19 protein-coding genes and 3 tRNA genes are annotated in these 20,198 nt (G+C 67.8%); 19 read left to right on the top strand and 3 right to left on the bottom strand.

Annotated elements, in window-relative coordinates; translation table 11 throughout:
* Positions 1-100: 100 nt before the first annotated feature.
* Complete coding sequence (locus IG08_RS0146610) at positions 101-1,468, bottom strand: amidohydrolase family protein (RefSeq protein WP_030618662.1); 1,368 nt, start codon at positions 1,466-1,468, stop codon at positions 101-103.
* Between the two features lie 265 nt (positions 1,469-1,733).
* Here IG08_RS0146610 and IG08_RS0146605 point away from each other — a divergent pair.
* The 9 genes from IG08_RS0146605 to IG08_RS0146565 all read left to right on the top strand — a co-directional run bounded on the left by IG08_RS0146605 (position 1,734) and on the right by IG08_RS0146565 (position 7,351).
* Positions 1,734-1,806: transfer RNA gene (locus IG08_RS0146605), tRNA-Thr, on the top strand.
* Between the two features lie 46 nt (positions 1,807-1,852).
* Positions 1,853-1,925, top strand: a tRNA-Met gene (locus IG08_RS0146600).
* Between the two features lie 88 nt (positions 1,926-2,013).
* Positions 2,014-2,178, top strand: a complete 165-nt coding sequence (gene rpmG, locus IG08_RS0146595) for a 50S ribosomal protein L33 (protein ID WP_006347275.1) — start codon at positions 2,014-2,016, stop codon at positions 2,176-2,178.
* Positions 2,179-2,284: 106 nt separating this feature from the next.
* On the top strand, positions 2,285-2,737 hold the full coding sequence (locus tag IG08_RS0146590; RefSeq protein ID WP_030618652.1) for a MaoC family dehydratase N-terminal domain-containing protein: 453 nt from the start codon (positions 2,285-2,287) through the stop codon (positions 2,735-2,737).
* 7 nt (positions 2,738-2,744) lie between these two features.
* Positions 2,745-3,173, top strand: coding sequence for a MaoC family dehydratase (locus IG08_RS0146585; protein ID WP_030618648.1), 429 nt, complete (start codon positions 2,745-2,747; stop codon positions 3,171-3,173).
* A 125-nt stretch (positions 3,174-3,298) separates the two neighbouring features.
* Positions 3,299-3,868: a TetR/AcrR family transcriptional regulator gene (locus IG08_RS0146580; protein ID WP_030618646.1), complete on the top strand. Its 570-nt coding sequence runs from the start codon at positions 3,299-3,301 to the stop codon at positions 3,866-3,868.
* Between the two features lie 103 nt (positions 3,869-3,971).
* A complete protein-coding gene (locus tag IG08_RS0146575) occupies positions 3,972-5,405 on the top strand; it encodes an MFS transporter (RefSeq protein ID WP_030618641.1) in 1,434 nt (477 codons plus the stop codon).
* A 142-nt stretch (positions 5,406-5,547) separates the two neighbouring features.
* Entirely contained in the window at positions 5,548-6,603 is a 1,056-nt protein-coding gene (locus tag IG08_RS0146570; RefSeq protein WP_030618638.1) for a UDP-N-acetylmuramate dehydrogenase, read from the top strand.
* 82 nt (positions 6,604-6,685) lie between these two features.
* Entirely contained in the window at positions 6,686-7,351 is a 666-nt protein-coding gene (locus tag IG08_RS0146565; protein ID WP_030618636.1) for a hypothetical protein, read from the top strand.
* Here the strand turns inward: IG08_RS0146565 and IG08_RS0146560 are convergent.
* Both IG08_RS0146560 and IG08_RS0146555 read right to left on the bottom strand, forming a co-directional pair.
* Complete coding sequence (locus IG08_RS0146560) at positions 7,332-8,372, bottom strand: adenosine deaminase (RefSeq protein WP_030618634.1); 1,041 nt, start codon at positions 8,370-8,372, stop codon at positions 7,332-7,334. The two genes, IG08_RS0146565 and IG08_RS0146560, sit on opposite strands and share 20 nt — an antisense overlap.
* A gap of 121 nt (positions 8,373-8,493) precedes the next feature.
* Positions 8,494-9,720, bottom strand: coding sequence for a pyridoxal phosphate-dependent aminotransferase (locus IG08_RS0146555; protein ID WP_030618631.1), 1,227 nt, complete (start codon positions 9,718-9,720; stop codon positions 8,494-8,496).
* Positions 9,721-9,992: 272 nt separating this feature from the next.
* Here IG08_RS0146555 and IG08_RS0146550 point away from each other — a divergent pair.
* The 10 genes from IG08_RS0146550 (at position 9,993) to rpoB (ending at position 20,144) form a co-directional block, all read left to right on the top strand.
* Positions 9,993-10,065 (top strand) — tRNA-Trp (locus IG08_RS0146550).
* 108 nt (positions 10,066-10,173) lie between these two features.
* The gene (secE, locus tag IG08_RS0146545; protein ID WP_030618628.1) at positions 10,174-10,461 is read left to right on the top strand and encodes a preprotein translocase subunit SecE; all 288 of its coding nucleotides are present in this window, start codon (positions 10,174-10,176) and stop codon (positions 10,459-10,461) included.
* A gap of 77 nt (positions 10,462-10,538) precedes the next feature.
* Positions 10,539-11,408: a transcription termination/antitermination protein NusG gene (nusG, locus tag IG08_RS0146540; protein ID WP_030618625.1), complete on the top strand. Its 870-nt coding sequence runs from the start codon at positions 10,539-10,541 to the stop codon at positions 11,406-11,408.
* 181 nt (positions 11,409-11,589) lie between these two features.
* Entirely contained in the window at positions 11,590-12,024 is a 435-nt protein-coding gene (rplK, locus tag IG08_RS0146535) for a 50S ribosomal protein L11 (protein WP_020135826.1), read from the top strand.
* Between the two features lie 79 nt (positions 12,025-12,103).
* A complete protein-coding gene (gene rplA / locus IG08_RS0146530) occupies positions 12,104-12,829 on the top strand; it encodes a 50S ribosomal protein L1 (protein ID WP_030618620.1) in 726 nt (241 codons plus the stop codon).
* Positions 12,830-12,951: 122 nt separating this feature from the next.
* Complete coding sequence (locus tag IG08_RS0146525) at positions 12,952-13,806, top strand: SCO4651 family lipoprotein (protein ID WP_030618617.1); 855 nt, start codon at positions 12,952-12,954, stop codon at positions 13,804-13,806.
* Positions 13,807-13,912: 106 nt separating this feature from the next.
* Entirely contained in the window at positions 13,913-14,761 is an 849-nt protein-coding gene (locus IG08_RS0146520) for an SCO4651 family lipoprotein (RefSeq protein ID WP_030618613.1), read from the top strand.
* A 287-nt stretch (positions 14,762-15,048) separates the two neighbouring features.
* Positions 15,049-15,579, top strand: coding sequence for a 50S ribosomal protein L10 (rplJ, locus tag IG08_RS0146515; protein WP_030618611.1), 531 nt, complete (start codon positions 15,049-15,051; stop codon positions 15,577-15,579).
* A 117-nt stretch (positions 15,580-15,696) separates the two neighbouring features.
* Positions 15,697-16,083 carry a 50S ribosomal protein L7/L12 gene (gene rplL / locus IG08_RS0146510; RefSeq protein ID WP_030618609.1) on the top strand — a complete coding sequence of 129 codons (387 nt, stop codon included), beginning with the start codon at positions 15,697-15,699 and terminating at the stop codon, positions 16,081-16,083.
* Positions 16,084-16,658: 575 nt separating this feature from the next.
* The gene (gene rpoB / locus IG08_RS0146505; RefSeq protein ID WP_030618607.1) at positions 16,659-20,144 is read left to right on the top strand and encodes a DNA-directed RNA polymerase subunit beta; all 3,486 of its coding nucleotides are present in this window, start codon (positions 16,659-16,661) and stop codon (positions 20,142-20,144) included.
* Positions 20,145-20,198: the final 54 nt, after the last annotated feature.

Genomic DNA, 20,198 nt, shown 5'->3' with positions numbered 1-20,198 from the left:
CGAGGAGGGCCCCCCCCCGGCACGGCCCCGACCCACCACACAACCCAAGGCGCTACACCCACCCCCACCACACCCGCACAGGCGCCGCAGGCACCCACCCCTACGACAACTCCCCCCGCCCCTGCCGAGGCAGCCCCAACTCCGCAGCCACGGCCGAGTTGTAGTACTCCCGCACCGCGCTCGTCCGCGCCACCACGCGCCCCCGATGCACCACGATCCGGCTGTACGCCAGCGACAGAGCCCCCGCCAGCCGATCCCCCCGCACCGCGAGCAACTCGGCCGGAAAACCGGCCTCCACGCGCACCTCGGGCAGCCCGAGCACAGCCCGAGCCGACGCGCTCACCGCGTCGTACGCGTCCTCGGGCCGCAGCCCGTACCGAGAGGCCAGCAGATAGGCGGCCTCCAGCGGATCACCACGCCCGACCGGATTCGACACGTCCCTCAGCGCCCCGCTGCCGGCAGCCACCTGCACCCCGGCCGCACGCAGCAGCCGTACCGGAGCCGTGCCCCGCCGGTCGACGCCTCCGCAGCCGCCCTGCGGCAGGCACACCACCGCCACCCCGGCCGCGGCGAGTTGGTCGGCGGTCCGGGACGCCACCTCGGCGGGCAGCCGACCGAGGCCGCCGCACGGGCCGAGCGTCACGCCGGGGCGCAGCCCGCCGGCCATCGCCGCGAGCCGGGCTAGCCGGGCGGGGTCAGTGGCGTCGGTGTGCAGGTCGACGGGGCAGCCGTGCTCGGAGGCGACCTCCAGGACCGCCTCCACATAGCCCGTCGGATCGGGATCGAGATCCGGACAACCGCCCACCACCGAGGCGCCCATCTTCACCGCGTCGCGCAGTATCGCGAGCCCGTCGGCCCCGGCCACCCCGGTCAGCACCCTCGGCATCGCCACCGCCGTCAACTCGGTGAGCCCGCGCAGCGAACGCCGTGCCTGCAGTACGGCGGCCAGAGCGCCCAGCCCCTGAACATCGCCCACGCGCACGTGTGCCCGCAGCGCGGTCGCCCCGTGCCCGAGTTGCAGCAGGGCCGCCTCCGTGGACCGGCGCTGGACGTCCTCGGGGTCGTACGAGACCGGTCCGCCGACGTCGTCAGACAGTGCCGTGTCGCCGTGGGCGTGCGGCTCGACCGGGGCCGGCAGGAGCAGATAGCCGCTGAGGTCCACGCGCGCGCCACGCGCGCGCGTGCCGCCCACCGCCAGACTTCCGGTCGTACCGACCGCCTCGATACGCCCGCCGCCCAGCCGTACGTCCACGGTCCGCCCATCGGTCAGCCGCGCCCCGCACAACAGGAGGGCGGCCCCCTCGGCCTGCCCCGCCGCCGACCCCGCCGCCGACCCCGCCCACGACCCCGACGAGGAACCGGACGAAGAAGACGAAGAACCGGATGACGAACTCGACGACGACCCTGACGACGCCCCTGACGACGACCCGGAAGAGGAGTGGGGCGGCTGCGGCTGGCTGTCGGGCATCGCGCTCCAGAGGCTCGGGCTCGGGGTCTGCGCGAGCTCGGACCGCGCAAGGGGACGCAAGATCACGCAGAGTGGGTCGAGCCTAGGGTGACGACCCGCCGGTCACGGGGAGGAGCGCAATAGTCGTACCGGTGTGGTCCGCCGTACGGGAGGGGCTCCTGAGACCCCTGGGGGCCCGGTTCGAGGCCCGCGGAACCGGCCGAGGCGGGTGCCGCGAAACGGATTTGGGTGAACGGCAGCCGAGCGTGTAATGTCTTCATCGCTCGCCCCAATAGCTCAGTCGGTAGAGCGTCTCCATGGTAAGGAGAAGGTCTACGGTTCGATTCCGTATTGGGGCTCTGGTGTGAAAGGTTCCCGTCGCAAGGCGGGGGCCGATCGCATCGCAGCGGTGTAGCTCAGTCGGTAGAGCAAGCGGCTCATAATCGCTGTGTCACCGGTTCAAGTCCGGTCACCGCTACTGACAGTAGCCGATTGTGGGGTCGGTCCTTCGATCGGCTACTCTTCTGTGCGTTAATCGTCCCATCCGTTCGTCAAGGAGCACTCCTGTGGCTGCCACCGACGTCCGCCCGAAGATCACGCTGGCCTGCGTGGAGTGCAAGGAGCGGAACTACATCACCAAGAAGAACCGGCGTAACAACCCGGACCGACTGGAGATGAAGAAGCACTGCCCGCGTTGCAAGGCGCACACCGCGCACCGCGAAACGCGATAAATCAGGCTCGTACACGAGGCCGTCCCCTGCAGTTCGGGGGGCGGCCTCGCGTCGTTTCGTCCGCTGCAGCGAACGTTCGTTATCGACACCAGGAGGTGCCGAGCTCATGGCGCTCGACCAGTCCTTCGTGGGGCGGACCTACCCGCCCACCGACCCCTACGAGGTGGGCCGGGAGAAGATCCGTGAGTTCGCGGAGGCGGTGGGGGACGCCAACCCGGCGTACACCGACCCGGAGGCCGCCAAGGCGTTCGGTCACCCCGATGTGATCGCCCCGCCGACCTTCGTGTTCTCGATCACCTTCAAGGCCGCGGGACAGGTCGTCCAGGACCCGCAGCTCGGCCTGGACTACAGCCGCGTGGTGCACGGTGACCAGAAGTTCGCCTACGTCCGCCCCGTGCGCGCCGGCGACCGGCTCACCGTCACCTCCACCATCGAGGCGATCAAGTCCATGGCGGGCAACGACATCCTGGACATCCGAGGCGAGGTCCACGACGAGGCCGGCGAGCATGTCGTGACCGCCTGGACCAAGCTCGTGGCCCGCGCGGCCGAGGAGGCGTGAGGAACCGATGACGGCGAAGATCGCTTACGACGACGTCGAGGTCGGCACCGAGCTGCCCGCCCGGACCTTCCCTGTGACCCGTGCCGCCCTCGTCCAGTACGCGGGCGCCTCCGGGGACTTCAACCCGATCCACTGGAACGAGAAGTTCGCCAAGGAGGTCGGACTGCCGGACGTCATCGCGCACGGCATGTTCACCATGGCCGAGGCCATCCGCGTGGTCACCGACTGGGCCGGCGACCCGGGCGCGGTCGTCGAGTACGGCGTCCGCTTCACCAAGCCGGTCGTCGTCCCGAACGACGACCAGGGCGCCACCGTCGAGGTCAGCGGCAAGGTCGCGGCCAAGCTCGACGACCACACGGTCCGCGTGGACCTCACGGCGACCAGCGCCGGGCAGAAGGTGCTGGGTATGTCACGTGCGGTCGTACGACTGGCCTGACGCCGGAGCAGCAGCGGTAAGGGGCGCCCTCCATGGCGGGGCGCCCCTTACTTATACCCCTGTGAGGGGACTCCCCAAGAGGAGACCCCTTGACGAAGTTAGTGATTGAGTACTAACTTACTCGCATGGTCAGGATGAGCGCAGAAGAGAGGCGCGAGAGCGTCATTCGTGCGGCGACGGCCGAGTTCGCCCGCGGTGGGTACTACGGCACGTCGACCGAGGCGATCGCCAAGCGCGTCGGCGTCTCGCAGCCGTACCTCTTCCGGCTCTTCCCGGGGAAGAAGGCGATGTTCCTCGCGGCGGCCGAACGGTGCGTCGAGGACACGATTCGTACCTTCGAGGAGGCCGCCAAGGGACTCGAGGGCGAAGAGGCCCTGCATGCCATGGCGAACGCGTACACCAAGGTCATCGCGGAGCGGCCCGAGCGGCTGATGATGCAGATGCAGATGTACGTCGCCGTGGCCGCCGCCGAGGAGGCCGGTGAGCACGAGTTCGGCGAGTCGGTGCGGGCCGGCTGGATGCGGCTGTGGGACACCGTCCATCTGCCCCTCGGTGCCGACGTCAACGAGACGACGACCTTCCTGGCGTACGGAATGCTCATCAACTGTCTGGTGGCGATGGGCTTCCCGCCCGGGCACCGGGTCTGGGAAGGGCTGTACCCGTCGGCGCGGATCAAGGGCCGGCTGGAGCACTAGGAACACGAGGAAAGGAAGGCGTCGTCGGCGCCTTTTCATGAGCACGAAGGTTAGTAATCACTAACTAATCAGCCATTATCGATGATCGCTCTCTGGGGGAGAGATGTCACAGCAGACCGAACGTCGTGGAGGGGCCGTCTGGGCCCTCGTCATCACCAGCGTCGCCGGATTCATGGCGGCCCTCGACAACCTCGTCGTCACCACGGCCCTGCCCTCCATCCGCAAGGACCTCGGCGGGGGGATGGACGACCTGGAATGGACGGTGAGCGCCTACACACTCACCTTCGCCGTCCTCCTCATGACCGGCGCGGCACTCGGCGACCGGTTCGGCCGTCGCCGTCTCTTCCTCACCGGTCTCACGATCTTCACCGGCGCGTCCGCCGCTGCGGCCATGGCGCCCGGCATCGACAGCCTGATCGCAGCCCGCGCGGTCCAGGGCGTCGGCGCCGCGATCATGATGCCGCTGACGCTCACACTCCTCACGGCGGCCGTTCCCGTCGCCAAACGCGGAATGGCGTACGGCATCTGGGGCGCCGTCAACGGGCTCGCGGTGGCCTCCGGCCCCCTCATCGGGGGCAGCCTCACCGAACACATCTCCTGGCAGTGGATCTTCTGGCTGAACGTGCCGCTGGGCCTCGCCCTGCTGCCCCTCGCCCGCCTCCGCCTCGCCGAGTCCTTCGGCACCGGCTCCCGGCTCGACATCCCCGGCACCCTGCTCGCCAGCGGCGGCCTCTTCGGAATCGTCTACGGCCTGGTCCGTGGCCCCGCCGAGGGCTGGACCGGCTCCCTCGTCCTGACCGGCCTGTTCGCCGGGGCGGCGCTGCTGGTGGGCTTCGTCCTCTACAGCACCCGGGCCAAGAACCCCATGCTCCCGATGCGCCTGTTCCGTTCCCGGGCCTTCGCCGGGATCAACGCGGCCAGCCTTCTGATGTTCCTCGGCATGTTCGGCTCGATCTTCCTGCTCAGCCAGTACATGCAGGGCGTGCTCGGCAACTCGCCCACCGAGGCCGGCCTGCGCATGCTGCCCTGGACCGGCATGCCGATGCTCGTCGCCCCGATCGCCGGCATCCTCTCCGACCGCATCGGCGGCCGCCCGGTCGTGGCCACCGGCCTCTTCCTCCAGGCGGCGGGTCTCGCCTACATGGCCGCCGTGGCCACCACCGACGCCTCCTACGCCAGCCAGCTGCCCGGCCTGATCATCAGCGGCGTCGGCATGGCCCTGTTCTTCGCGCCCGCCGCCAACCTGGTCATGTCCAGCGTCATCCCCAAGGAACAGGGCATCGCCTCCGGCGCCAACAACGCCCTGCGCGAGGTCGGCGGCGCGCTCGGTATCGCCGTCATGGCGTCGATCTTCTCGGCCCAGGGTGGCTACGAGACCGGTCAGACCTTCGTCGACGGCCTGCGCCCCGCGCTGGTCACGGGCGCCGCGGTGGTCGCCCTCGCGGGGGTCGCCGCCCTGTTGATCCCCTCGCGGAAGCGTTCCGTGGAGACCGGGGAGTCGACTCCGGCGCCGGTCCTGGAGACAGTCGCGGGGTGACCCTGGGAGACGACGACGGCTCCGTCCGAGAGGACGGGGCCGTTCGCGTGGGTGCGGGTCGGTCCGGGTTGCTGTCGCCGGGAGGTCCGCCCCAGACCCCGCACAGGCCGCCGCAGGCACCCCGTCTCGTACTCTTGACCGCGTGCTGGAACGACACGACGCCCCCCTCGCCCCGCTGACCACCTTCCGCCTGGGTGGCCCCGCGACCCGCCTGGTCACCGCCACGACCGACGCCGAGGTGATCGAAGCCGTCCGCGAGGCCGACGACACCGGCACACCCCTGCTGGTCATCGGCGGCGGCTCCAACCTGGTCATCGGCGACAAGGGCTTCGCGGGCACCGCGCTGGTCATCGCCACCAAGGGCGTCACCCTCGACGGCACCCACCTGGAGCTGGCAGCCGGCGAGGTATGGACCGACGCGGTCGCCCGCACCGTGGAAGCCGGACTCGCCGGCGTCGAGTGCCTCGCAGGCATCCCGGGCTCGGCAGGCGCGACCCCGATCCAGAACGTCGGCGCCTACGGCCAGGAGGTCTCGTCGACGATCACCGAGGTCGTCGCCTACGACCGCACGACCCGCGAAACGGTCACCGTCCCGAACGCGGACTGCGCCTTCTCCTACCGCCACAGTCGCTTCAAGTCCGACCCCGAGCGATACGTCGTCCTGCGTGTGCGATTCCGCCTGGAGGACGCCGAAGGCCTCTCCGCCCCCATCAAGTACGCCGAGACAGCCCGAGCCCTCGGCGTCGAACCGGGCGACCGCGTGCCCCTCGACAAGGCCCGCGAGACCGTACTGAAGTTGCGCTCCGGCAAGGGCATGGTCCTGGACCCCGAGGACCACGACACCTGGTCCGCCGGTTCCTTCTTCACCAACCCGATCCTCACCGACGAGCAGTTCGCCGCCTTCCACGCGCGCGTGGAGCAGCGGCTCGGCACAGACGCCGTGCCGCCCGCCTACCCGGCGGGGGAGGGCCACACCAAGACCTCGGCGGCCTGGCTCATCGACAAGGCGGGCTTCACCAAGGGCTACGGCACTGGCCCCGCCCGCATCTCCACCAAGCACACCCTCGCGCTCACCAACAGGGGCGAGGCAACCACGGAGGACCTCCTCACCCTGGCCCGCGAGGTGGTGGCAGGCGTCCACGAGACGTTCGGGATCACGCTGGTCAACGAGCCCGTGACGGTCGGCGTGACCCTGTAGTCGGCAGGCCGGTATTTCCGTTGCGGACGGCGCCTCACGACAGCCAGGCTCGCTCCATGAGACACGTAACCCCCGCCCGCCCATGCGCCTGAGACTCACCGAGTTCCGCCCCCGCACCGGCCCGCACACCCACCGGGTCGTCCAGCCCCGAACCCCCCTGCGCCACACGTCACTCCGTGACCCCGAGGATTACGGCCTCCTCATGGGCGACCACGACGGCCTGAACCGCCTGGCCGGCCTGTTCTCCTTCGCCGCGTACTCCCGGCACACGATCGTGCACGTGAACCTGCGCGACGGCGTACCCCCAGACGAGGGCCAGGGTGAATTCTTCGACCTGGTCCTGGCCCACCCGGAGGCGGGCCTGCGCCCCACCCAGTGGCCGCAGCTGCGCCGCGGACTCGGCCGCGGCACCCCGCTGACCGTCCGCACCGACGAGGCCCGCACCGACAGGGACGCCCAGGCCTGGCTCGACCGGCCGTACGCGCGCGAGCAGCTGCGTCACACCACGCACGCGTGCACGTATTTCCTGATCGGCGGCCGGGACGTCTTCGCGACCGCCGCCACCACCTTCGCCTACGCGGCCGGCTGGGGCCCGCGCCAGAAGCGCGTCGTCAGAGGACACTCGGCCTTCGTGACCGCCCTGAAGGGCGAACTGGCCCCCGACCGCGGGATCTCACGTGACCCCGAGGTCGTGATCTGCTTCAAGCCGTATCCGCCGTACGCCCACTTCAGGCGACCGGGCCGCTGAGCCAGTCGTCGACGCCGGACAACAGCTTCGTCTTCATGTCCTCCGGCGCCGCCGAAGCCCGCACCGACTGCCGGGCGAGTTCCGCGAGCTCCGCGTCCGAGAAGCCGTGATACCGCCGGGCGATCTCGTACTGGGCGGCCAGCCGGGAGCCGAACAACAGCGGGTCGTCGGCACCCAACGCCAACGGCACCCCCGCCTCGAACAGTTTCCGCAGCGGAACGTCCTCGTGCTTCTCGTACACACCGAGGGCCACGTTCGACGCCGGACACACCTCGCACGTCACCTGCCGGTCGGCCAGCCGCTTCATCAGCCGGGGATCCTCCGCGGCCCGCACCCCGTGCCCGATCCGGCTGGCGTGCAGGTCGTCGAGACAGTCCCGTACCGACGCCGGACCGGCCAGTTCGCCGCCGTGCGGTGCCGACAGCAGCCCGCTCTCCCGCGCGATGGCGAAGGCACGGTCGAAGTCCCGTGCCATGCCCCGGCGTTCGTCGTTCGACAACCCGAAACCGACCACGCCCCGCTCCGCGTACCGCACGGCGAGGCGGGCCAGCGTGCGCGCGTCCAGCGGGTGCTTCATACGGTTCGCGGCGACCAGGACCCTCATCCCCAGCCCCGTCTCGCGCGAGGTCGTCTCCACCGCGTCCAGGATGACCTCCAGGGCGGGGATCAGACCGCCCAGACGAGGGGCGTACGACGTCGGGTCCACCTGGATCTCCAGCCAGCCCGAACCGTCCTTCACGTCCTCCTCCGCGGCCTCCCGCACCAGCCGCCGGATGTCCTCGGGCTCTCTCAGGCACGAGCGCGCCGCGTCGTACAGGCGCTGGAAGCGGAACCAGCCCCGCTCGTCCGTCGCCCGCAGTTTCGGCGGTTCCCCGCTGGTCAGTGCTTCGGTCAGCGCCTCGGGCAGCCGTACGCCGTACTTGTCGGCAAGTTCCAGCACGGTGGTGGGCCGCATCGACCCGGTGAAGTGCAGGTGCAGATGGGCTTTCGGCAGCTCAGAGACATCACGTACACGCTCCATTCCAGGATCCTGCCGTACGTCCCTGCCGTCCCGGTAGCGCTTTCCCCGAACGTGGCCTTGCTCGCACAAACGACAGGGGACCACCTACCAACTCTGGTAGGTGGTCCCCTGGCGCGGAAACTCAGTCCTGCGCCTCCGCCAGCAGCTTCTGGATCCGCGAGACACCCTCGACGAGGTCCTCGTCACCCAGGGCGTACGACAGCCGCAGGTAACCCGGCGTACCGAAGGCCTCACCGGGTACGACCGCGACCTCGGCCTCCTCCAGGATCAGCGCGGCCAGCTCGACCGAGTCCTGCGGACGCTTGCCGCGGATCTCCTTGCCGAGCAGGGCCTTCACCGACGGATAGGCGTAGAAGGCGCCCTCGGGCTCCGGGCAGAGCACGCCGTCGATCTCGTTGAGCATCCGCACGATGGTCTTGCGGCGCCGGTCGAAGGCCGTACGCATCTCGGCCACCGCGTCGAGGTTGCCGGAGACCGCGGCGAGGGCCGCCACCTGGGCGACGTTCGACACGTTCGACGTGGCGTGCGACTGGAGGTTGGTCGCGGCCTTGACGACATCCTTGGGACCGATGACCCAGCCGACGCGCCAGCCGGTCATGGCGTACGTCTTCGCGACACCGTTGACCACGATGCACTTGTCGCGCAGCTCGGGCAGGAGCGCGGGCAGCGAGGTGAACTTGGCGTCGCCGTAGACCAGGTGCTCGTAGATCTCGTCGGTCAGCACCCACAGGCCGTGCTCGACGGCCCAGCGGCCGATCGCCTCGGCCTCGGCCTCGCTGTAGACGGCGCCGGTCGGGTTGGACGGCGACACGAAGAGGACGACCTTCGTCTTCTCCGTACGGGCCGCCTCCAACTGCTCCACGCTGACGCGGTAGCCGGTGGTCTCGTCCGCGACGACGTCGACCGGGACACCGCCGGCGAGACGGATGGACTCCGGGTACGTCGTCCAGTAGGGCGCCGGGACGATGACCTCGTCGCCCGGGTCGAGGATCGCGGCGAAGGCCTCGTAGATGGCCTGCTTGCCACCGTTGGTGACGAGGATCTGGGACGCGTCGACCTCGTAGTTCGAGTCACGCAGCGTCTTCGCGGCGATCGCGGCCTTCAGCTCCGGCAGGCCGCCGGCCGGCGTGTAGCGGTGGTACTTCGGGTTCGAGCAGGCCTTGATGGCGGCCTGGACGATGTAGTCAGGGGTCGGGAAGTCCGGTTCACCGGCGCCGAAGCCGATCACCGGGCGCCCGGCGGCCTTCAGGGCCTTGGCCTTGGCGTCCACGGCGAGGGTGGCGGACTCGGAGATCGCGCCGACTCGGGCGGAGACCCGGCGCTCGGTGGGAGGGGTTGCAGCGCTCATGGGGCCCATCGTTTCAGACCGGAAACGCCTCCGGCACACGGGTTTCACGGACTGAACATGTGCGGGCAAACCACAGAACACCCGTCCGGATCCTGCTCGCGGACAGGGCGATCTTGCGCCGATCTTCCTTCGCCAAGCCCCTTACGGGCGCTTTCTGTTCGACGAGGGGCCACAGAGCACGTACACTCTCACCTCGTTGGCCTCACAGCGGCCGCGCTCAACCGGTGCACACCGAGCACCCGGTCGGATGCGGTACGTTGGGGAGCACACAAAGGGTCGTAGCTCAATTGGTAGAGCACTGGTCTCCAAAACCAGCGGTTGGGGGTTCAAGTCCCTCCGGCCCTGCTACACACACCTTCGCCAGGATGTGTGCGCATGTACGTACAGCAATGCACCGCCGTGCGGCTCAGACCGGGCGCGGCACGGCCACGACCCGGGAACAGGTGAGGACGAATGGCGGACGCCGTGGGCTCCATCGATACGCCTGATGCCCAGGATGAGACGCCGGAGTCCAGTAAGAAGACTCGTAAGGGCGGCAAGCGTGCCAAGAAGGGTCCGCTGAAGCGCCTCGCGCTGTTCTACCGGCAGATCGTCGCCGAGCTCCGCAAGGTCGTCTGGCCTTCGCGCAGCCAGCTGACCACTTACACGACCGTGGTGATTGTGTTCGTCATCGTCATGATCGGTCTGGTCACCGTGATTGACTATGGACTCGACCACGCCGCGAAGTACGTCTTCGGCTGAGCCGAGAGCGAAGGGCGCCGTCACCGGCGCCCCTTTCGCGTGTTCCACCCCCATGTATCCAGGAAGAAGCAGCCACAGTGTCTGACCCGAACCTGAACGAGGCCGTCGAGCCGGACGAGTCCGTGGATGACGAGCTCGACATCGTCGAGGGCGCGGACGATGACCTGGACGAGGTCGAGGCTGCCGATGTCGAGGCGGGCGCGCCCGCCGAGGAAGCCGCTCTCCACGTCGAGGACGAGGACGCCGAGGAAGAGTCCGGCGGAGACATCGAGGCCGTAGAGGATGCGGACGAGGCCGAAGAGGCCGTCGAGGAAGAGCCGGCCGAGCCGGTCGACCCCGTCGTCGCCCTGCGCGAGGAGCTGCGCACCCTCCCCGGCGAGTGGTACGTCATCCACACCTACGCCGGTTACGAGAACCGCGTGAAGACCAACCTCGAGCAGCGCGCCGTCTCGCTGAACGTCGAGGACTTCATCTTCCAGGCCGAGGTGCCGCAGGAAGAGGTCGCGCAGATCAAGAACGGCGAGCGCAAGACGATCCGTCAGAACAAGCTCCCCGGCTACGTGCTGGTGCGCATGGACCTGACGAACGAGTCCTGGGGCGTCGTCCGCAACACTCCCGGCGTCACCGGCTTCGTGGGCAACGCCTACGACCCGTACCCGCTGACCCTGGACGAGATCGTCAAGATGCTCGCCCCGGAGGCCGAGGAGAAGGCCGCCCGTGAGGCCGCCGAGGCCGAGGGCAAGCCGGTTCCGCAGCGCAAGGTCGAGGTCCAGGTGCTGGACTTCGAGGTCGGCGACTCGGTCACCGTCACCGACGGCCCCTTCGCCACGCTGCAGGCGACCATCAACGAGATCAACCCCGACTCGAAGAAGGTCAAGGGTCTCGTCGAGATCTTCGGCCGCGAGACGCCGGTCGAGCTGAGCTTCGACCAGATCCAGAAGAACTAGTTCCTCACCAGTTTCTTCCTGGACCCATCACGTCCGAGCAGGTCAGAGGGGCTCTCGAAAGCCCGTCTGACCTGCTCGGTTTTTGGCCGCGCATCTATACCCGTTATCGTTGTGCGGTATGCCTGCAGCCGGGACGCGACCCGGAGGCGGGTAGACCCGAATCGAAAGGACCCGGAGAGCTATGCCTCCCAAGAAGAAGAAGGTCACGGGGCTCATCAAGCTCCAGATCCAGGCCGGTGCCGCCAACCCGGCTCCGCCGGTCGGCCCCGCGCTGGGTCAGCACGGCGTCAACATCATGGAGTTCTGCAAGGCCTACAACGCCGCGACCGAGTCGCAGCGTGGCTGGGTGATCCCGGTGGAGATCACGGTCTACGAGGACCGCTCCTTCACCTTCATCACCAAGACGCCGCCGGCCGCGAAGATGATCCTCAAGGCCGCGGGCATCGAGAAGGGCTCCGGCGAGCCGCACAAGACCAAGGTCGCCAAGATCACCCAGGCGCAGGTCCGCGAGATCGCCACGACCAAGCTCCCCGACCTCAACGCCAACGACCTGGACGCCGCCGCGAAGATCATCGCCGGTACCGCGCGTTCCATGGGCGTCACGGTCGAGGGCTGAGCCCCAACTCCCCAGCAGAAGAAGTGGCAGGGCCTGCTCGGCCCACACCACGACTCCTCAGAACACATCAGGAGCAGTAGTGAGCAAGCGCAGCAAGTCTCTCCGCGCTGCGGACGCCAAGATCGACCGGGACAAGTTCTACGCCCCGCTCGAGGCCGTCCGTCTCGCCAAGGAGACCTCCACGAGCAAGTTCGACGGCACCGTCGAGGTCGCCTTCCGTCTGGGTGTCGACCCGCGCAAGGCCGACCAGATGGTCCGTGGCACCGTGAACCTCCCGCACGGCACCGGTAAGACCGCCCGGGTCCTGGTCTTCGCGACCGGTGACCGTGCCGAGGCCGCGACTGCCGCGGGCGCCGACATCGTCGGCTCCGACGAGCTCATCGACGAGGTGGCGAAGGGCCGTCTGGACTTCGACGCCGTCGTCGCCACCCCGGACCTCATGGGCAAGGTCGGCCGCCTCGGCCGCGTGCTCGGTCCCCGTGGTCTCATGCCGAACCCCAAGACCGGCACCGTGACCCCGGACGTTGCCAAGGCTGTCAACGAGATCAAGGGCGGCAAGATCGAGTTCCGCGTCGACAAGCACTCGAACCTGCACTTCATCATCGGCAAGACGTCGTTCGACGACACCAAGCTGGTGGAGAACTACGGCGCGGCGCTGGAGGAGATCCTCCGTCTGAAGCCGTCGGCCGCCAAGGGTCGCTACATCAAGAAGGCCGCGATCAGCACCACGATCGGCCCCGGCATTCCGCTCGACCCGAACCGCACCCGCAACCTCCTCGTCGAGGAGGACCCGGCCGCGGTCTGAGCCTGAGGCTCGCCCCAGTCGGCAACGGGCCCCGCACCTTTCGAGGTGCGGGGCCCGTTCCCATGTGAGGGCGCTGTGCTCTGGGTTAGCGTGCGCTCAGGGCAATCGCACCAGGGGGACGCATGAAGAGCACGACGAGACGCCGTCTGGCCTGCTCGGTCGCGGTGACGGCCGTACTGACGGCATCGGCCTGCACCTCCTCCGGTTCCTCCGCCGACAAGCCCGAGGAGAAGCGCACGGCGACGCCCACGGTGTCCCTCGCGGCCCTGCGCTCCGCCGAGCGGTCCACCGACCGGGCCGCGTCGGCCAGGGTGCGGTCCACGACCGTCATGGGCACGCAGCTGTCCGTCAAGGCCGACGGAGTCCTCGGCTGGGGCGACGGTCTCATAGGCACCGCGACGATCGAGTACACCGGCGGCACGACGGCCGAGACGATGCGCGCACTCGGTGTCACGTCGATGGAGGCCCGCTATCTCTCCGACGCCTACTACGCGCAGATGGGCGACACCTTCGCCGCGAAGATGGGCGGCAAGCACTGGCTCAAGTACGCGTACGACGACCTCAAGGACCTCGGCGGCGGCGCGAACTTCGCCGACCAGATGCGCAGCACCACCCCCAACCAGTCGGTGAAGCTGCTGCTGAACTCCTCGGACGTGCGCGAGGTCGGCGAGGAGGCGGCGGACGGACAGACCACCACGCACTACTCCGGCACCGTGCGGGTGGGAGAGGTCACCGACACGGCACTGAGGAAGCAGCTCCAGCAGGCCGGCGTCACCACCGAGACCGTCGACATCTGGATCAACGCCAAGAACCTGCTGGTCAAGAAGGTCGAGAAGAGCCGGACGGCGAACGGGCAGGTGACCCAGACCGCCCACTACCGCGACTACGGAGTGAAGGTGTCCGTCGTGAAGCCCCCGGCCGCCGACACCGAGGACTTCAGGAAACTGCTGGAGCAGCAGGGCGGCAGCACCTCCTGAGTCCCGCCTCCTGAGCCCCACGGAATTCAGAAGAACGCTGCAACCACACTCGGATACGCTCGCGTCCTTGCTGTGTATCGGCCATGTGTTCCTTGGGGGGAATCAAATGGGTACTTCTGTACGACGTTCCACGCGACGCAGGACGATCGGCGCCGGGCTCGCCGCCGTGGCCCTCGCCGCCGGCGCGGTGAGCTGTGCCAAGGGGGAGGAGTCGCCGAAGATGACTCCCGCGGCGGCGGTCGCCAAGGCGGCGAAGAACACGGAGGACATCACCTCCTTCCGCTACCGCATGACCGGCGAGGTTCCGGAGCAGGGACGCATCAAGGCCACGGCCTCCATGCGGACCGAGCCCACCGTCGCCATGAGCATGAAGATGACGGCGCTCGACCAGGGAGCGGACGGCACCGTCGAGATCCGGCTCGTCGACAAGGCCATGTACATGGGCGGCAACGCCGAGATGGCCAAGGAGATGAACGGCAAGACCTGGCTCAAGTTCGACATGTCCACGCTGGGCGAGGACGGCCTCGGTGAGGGCTCCGGCATCGATCAGGCCGACCAGAACCCGGCCACCGAGTCCACCTTCCTCACCGGCGCCGAGGACGTGAAGAAGGTCGGCACCGAGACCGTCGACGGCGTCAAGACGACCCACTACTCGGGCACCGTCACCCTCGACACCCTCCGGGACTCCTTCAAGGACGAGGACAAGGCCACCCGCGAGAAGCGCGAGAAGAGCGTCAAGCAGTACGAGAAGCTGGGCATCGACAAACTCGCGATGGACATGTGGGTCGACGGCGACGACCACACCAAGCAGTTCCGGATGAAGGGCGACGCCACCAAGGGCACGCTCGACATGACCATCACCTTCCTCGACTACAACAAGCCGGTGACCATCACGGCCCCGCCGGCCAAGGACACCACCGACCTGGCGGAGATGATGAAGGAAGCCCAGGGCTGAGCGTCGTAGGGCCCGATTTGCTTGACAGGGATCGGGTCCCGTACTCTTCCGGAGAAGCCAAAGACCGCTGGTCGTTGCCGTGCTCTCGCAAGAGGGTTCGGTGGCCGAAGGATCCGCTGAAATTCGCGGACGACCCGCGCAGGTGACTGTGGATATGTTCCCGGAGTTCGCTGCTCAACAGCGTGCGAATGCCGGTAGAGCTACGCCCCGTGCGCCTGCGCCGGGGCGTTTCGTTTGTCCCAGCCCCTTCTGAGCGGTCGTCATCACCCGGAAGGAGGCCGACGCTCATGGCAAGGCCCGACAAGGCTGCCGCGGTAGCCGAGCTCGCGGAGCAGTTCCGCAGCTCGAACGCCGCCGTGCTGACCGAGTACCGGGGTCTCACCGTGGCGCAGCTCAAGACGCTGCGTCGTTCGCTCGGTGAGAACGCCCAGTACGCCGTGGTGAAGAACACGCTGACCAAGATTGCGGCCAACGAGGCCGGGATCTCGACGCTCGACGACCTGTTCAACGGTCCGACGGCGGTCGCCTTCGTCACCGGTGACCCGGTGGAGTCGGCGAAGGGTCTTCGTGACTTCGCCAAGGACAACCCGAACCTCATCATCAAGGGCGGTGTCCTTGACGGTAAGGCGCTGTCCGCCGATGAGATCAAGAAGCTTGCGGACCTCGAGTCCCGCGAGGTTCTGCTCGCCAAGCTGGCGGGTGCCTTCAAGGCCAAGCAGACTCAGGCTGCCCAGGTCTTCCAGGCGCTTCCCTCGAAGTTCGTCCGCACCGCGGAGGCGCTTCGTGCCAAGCAGGCCGAGCAGGGCGGTGCCGAGTAATTCGGCTCGCACTTTGACCGCAGCCGCATGACGCGGCGGTGGTCGACGCGGGCCGAACGTACGCCCGCCGACATGTACATCACGGCACCAGCCGATTAAGTGGAAGGATCGCCCAACATGGCGACGAAGCTGTCCCAGGAAGAGCTGCTCGCGCAGTTCGAGTCCCTCACCCTCATCGAGCTCTCCGAGTTCGTGAAGGCGTTCGAGGAGAAGTTCGACGTCACCGCCGCCGCCGCGGTCGCCGTTGCCGGCCCCGCCGCCACGGGCGCCCCGGTCGAGGCCGAGGCCGAGCAGGACGAGTTCGACGTCATCCTCACGGGTGCCGGCGAGAAGAAGATCCAGGTCATCAAGGTCGTGCGTGAGCTGACCTCCCTGGGTCTGAAGGAGGCCAAGGACCTCGTGGACGGCGCCCCGAAGCCCGTCGTCGAGAAGGTCGCCAAGGAGGCCGCTGAGAAGGCTGCCGAGTCCCTCAAGGCCGCCGGCGCCTCCGTCGAGGTCAAGTGACCCCACGGAGTCCGCAGGACTCCCTTGCCGGCTGACACAGTCCCTTTGAGAGGGCTGTAACGCTGAAGCAGCGAAGAGCGATCATCCATCTGGGTGGTCGCTCTTCGGCGTTGTCGGGGGGTCGGTCACGGTTACCTTGCGCTCGTGTAGGCGGGGGGTATGGTGATCTTCGTCGTGTCTCCGAATGTCCCGGTTCGGGCAGGGGGGCCTTGACGAACCGCACGCAGCGCGCAATTCTCAGGACGCGTCGCAGAACGGTCCGAATCCGAGGCATGGATCGGCGACGAAGAGGGCAGTATCAACGTGCGTTGAGTACAGGCATGCCAAGGGCGTTGAGGACAACGAGGGTCACAGAAAATCGGGGCTGGACATCAGTGCGCCAAGTGGCTACACTGACCCTTTGCGCTGCCTGTTAGCTGTCCCCTGCCCGTCACCAGGGGCATGCCCTCGCTTTAGCATCGAAGACTAGAAGTCCCTGACCTGGCTATTTGGCCGATTTGGGGAAATCTGTCTCTGTGTCTGGGAGAGGGACCGGCACGCGCGTAGTGAGTCCGAGCCCTCGGAAGGACCCCCTCTTGGCCGCCTCGCGCAACGCCTCGACCGCGAATACGAACAACGGCGCCAGCACCGCCCCGCTGCGCATCTCCTTTGCAAAGATCAAGGAGCCCCTCGAGGTTCCCAACCTGCTCGCGTTGCAGACCGAGAGCTTTGACTGGCTGCTCGGGAACACCGCCTGGCAGAGTCGGGTCGAGGCGGCTCTGGAGTCGGGTCAGGACGTCCCCACGAAGTCCGGTCTGGAGGAGATCTTCGAGGAGATCTCTCCGATCGAGGACTTCTCCGGGTCGATGTCGCTGACGTTCCGCGACCACCGTTTCGAGCCCCCGAAGAACAGCATCGACGAGTGCAAGGACCGCGACTTCACGTACGCGGCCCCGCTCTTCGTCACGGCCGAGTTCACCAACAATGAGACCGGCGAGATCAAGTCCCAGACGGTCTTCATGGGCGACTTCCCGCTCATGACCCACAAGGGCACCTTCGTCATCAACGGCACCGAGCGTGTCGTCGTGTCGCAGCTGGTCCGTTCGCCGGGCGTCTACTTCGACTCCTCGATCGACAAGACGTCCGACAAGGACATCTTCTCCGCCAAGATCATCCCGTCCCGGGGTGCCTGGCTGGAGATGGAGATCGACAAGCGCGACATGGTCGGTGTGCGCATCGACCGCAAGCGCAAGCAGTCCGTCACCGTCCTGCTCAAGGCTCTCGGTTGGACCACCGAGCAGATCCTCGAGGAGTTCGGCGAGTACGAATCCATGCGCGCCACCCTGGAGAAGGACCACACCCAGGGCCAGGACGACGCGCTGTTGGACATCTACCGCAAGCTGCGTCCGGGCGAGCCCCCCACGCGTGAGGCCGCGCAGACGCTTCTTGAGAACCTGTACTTCAACCCGAAGCGTTACGACCTCGCCAAGGTCGGCCGCTACAAGGTCAACAAGAAGCTGGGTGCGGAGGCTCCGCTCGACGCGGGCGTCCTGACCGTCGAGGACGTCATCTCGACGATCAAGTACCTGGTCAAGCTGCACGCGGGCGAGACCGAGACGGCCGCCGACAACGGCCAGACGATCGTCGTCGAGACCGACGACATCGACCACTTCGGCAACCGTCGTCTGCGCAGCGTCGGCGAGCTCATCCAGAACCAGGTCCGTACGGGTCTGGCGCGTATGGAGCGAGTCGTCCGTGAGCGCATGACGACCCAGGACGTCGAGGCGATCACGCCGCAGACCCTGATCAACATCCGGCCGGTCGTCGCCTCCATCAAGGAGTTCTTCGGCACCAGCCAGCTGTCGCAGTTCATGGACCAGAACAACCCGCTGTCGGGTCTCACCCACAAGCGCCGTCTGTCGGCGCTTGGTCCGGGTGGTCTCTCCCGTGAGCGGGCCGGCTTCGAGGTCCGTGACGTGCACCCGTCTCACTACGGCCGTATGTGCCCGATCGAGACGCCCGAAGGCCCGAACATCGGTCTGATCGGTTCGCTCGCCTCCTACGGCCGCGTCAACGCGTTCGGCTTCGTGGAGACGCCGTACCGCAAGGTCGACGGCGACGTCGTCACCGACGAGGTCGACTACCTGACGGCCGACGAAGAGGACCGATTCGTCATCGCGCAGGCCAACGCCACGCTCGACGACAACATGCGTTTCACCGAGAACCGCGTCCTGGTCCGCCGTCGTGGCGGCGAGGTCGACTACGTCCCCGGTGACGACGTGGACTACATGGACGTCTCGCCGCGCCAGATGGTGTCGGTCGCGACCGCCATGATCCCGTTCCTCGAGCACGACGACGCCAACCGTGCCCTCATGGGCGCGAACATGATGCGTCAGGCCGTGCCGCTCATCAAGTCCGAGTCCCCGCTCGTCGGCACCGGCATGGAGTACCGCTCCGCTGTCGACGCCGGTGACGTGGTCAAGGCCGAGAAGGCGGGTGTGGTCCAGGAGGTCTCCGCGGACTACATCACCACCGCGAACGACGACGGCACGTACATCACGTACCGCCTGGCCAAGTTCGCCCGCTCCAACCAGGGCACCTCGGTCAACCAGAAGGTCATCGTCAACGAGGGCGACCGGATCATCGAGGGCCAGGTCCTGGCCGACGGTCCGGCCACCGAGAACGGCGAGATGGCGCTGGGCAAGAACCTGCTCGTGGCGTTCATGCCGTGGGAGGGTCACAACTACGAGGACGCGATCATCCTGTCGCAGCGCCTCGTGCAGGACGACGTCCTCTCCTCGATCCACATCGAGGAGCACGAGGTCGACGCCCGTGACACCAAGCTCGGCCCCGAGGAGATCACCCGGGACATCCCGAACGTCTCCGAGGAGGTCCTCGCCGACCTCGACGAGCGCGGCATCATCCGCATCGGTGCCGAGGTCGTCGCCGGTGACATCCTCGTCGGCAAGGTCACGCCCAAGGGTGAGACCGAGCTGACCCCCGAGGAGCGCCTGCTCCGCGCGATCTTCGGTGAGAAGGCGCGCGAGGTGCGCGACACCTCGCTGAAGGTGCCGCACGGCGAGATCGGCAAGGTCATCGGCGTCCGCGTCTTCGACCGTGAAGAGGGCGACGAGCTGCCGCCGGGCGTGAACCAGCTGGTTCGTGTCTACGTGGCGCAGAAGCGCAAGATCACGGACGGTGACAAGCTCGCCGGCCGCCACGGCAACAAGGGTGTCATCTCCAAGATCCTGCCCATCGAGGACATGCCGTTCCTCGAGGACGGGACCCCGGTCGACATCATCCTCAACCCGCTGGGTGTGCCGTCCCGAATGAACCCGGGACAGGTCCTGGAGATCCACCTCGGCTGGCTCGCCAGCCGCGGCTGGGACGTCTCCGGGCTCGGCGAGGACTGGGCGCAGCGTCTTCAGGTCATCGGTGCCGACCAGGTCGACCCGGGCACGAACGTCGCGACCCCCGTCTTCGACGGTGCGCGTGAGGACGAGCTCGCCGGTCTGCTGAACCACACCATCCCGAACCGCGACGGCGAGCGCATGGTGCAGCCGACCGGTAAGGCGCGGCTGTTCGACGGCCGTAGCGGTGAGCCGTTCCCCGACCCGATCTCGATCGGGTACATGTACATCCTCAAGCTCCACCACCTGGTCGACGACAAGCTGCACGCCCGGTCGACCGGTCCGTACTCGATGATCACCCAGCAGCCGCTGGGTGGTAAGGCCCAGTTCGGTGGCCAGCGCTTCGGTGAGATGGAGGTGTGGGCGCTGGAGGCTTACGGCGCCGCTTACGCCCTCCAGGAGCTGCTGACCATCAAGTCCGACGACGTCACCGGTCGCGTGAAGGTCTACGAGGCCATCGTCAAGGGCGAGAACATCCCCGAGCCCGGCATCCCCGAGTCCTTCAAGGTGCTCATCAAGGAGATGCAGTCCCTGTGCCTCAACGTGGAGGTGCTGTCCTCGGACGGCATGTCCATCGAGATGCGCGACACCGACGAGGACGTCTTCCGCGCTGCGGAAGAGCTCGGCATCGACCTGTCCCGGCGCGAGCCGAGCAGCGTCGAAGAGGTCTGACGGGAGTCCGGCCGGAGGCCCTGGTGAGGAACCTCCGGCCGGCCCCTGGACCCC

Source organism: Streptomyces fulvoviolaceus, from assembly GCF_000718165.1.
Lineage (GTDB): Bacteria > Actinomycetota > Actinomycetes > Streptomycetales > Streptomycetaceae > Streptomyces > Streptomyces fulvoviolaceus.
Note: the sequence above shows the minus strand (reverse complement) of the source record. Positions and strands in the feature narration are given on the sequence as shown.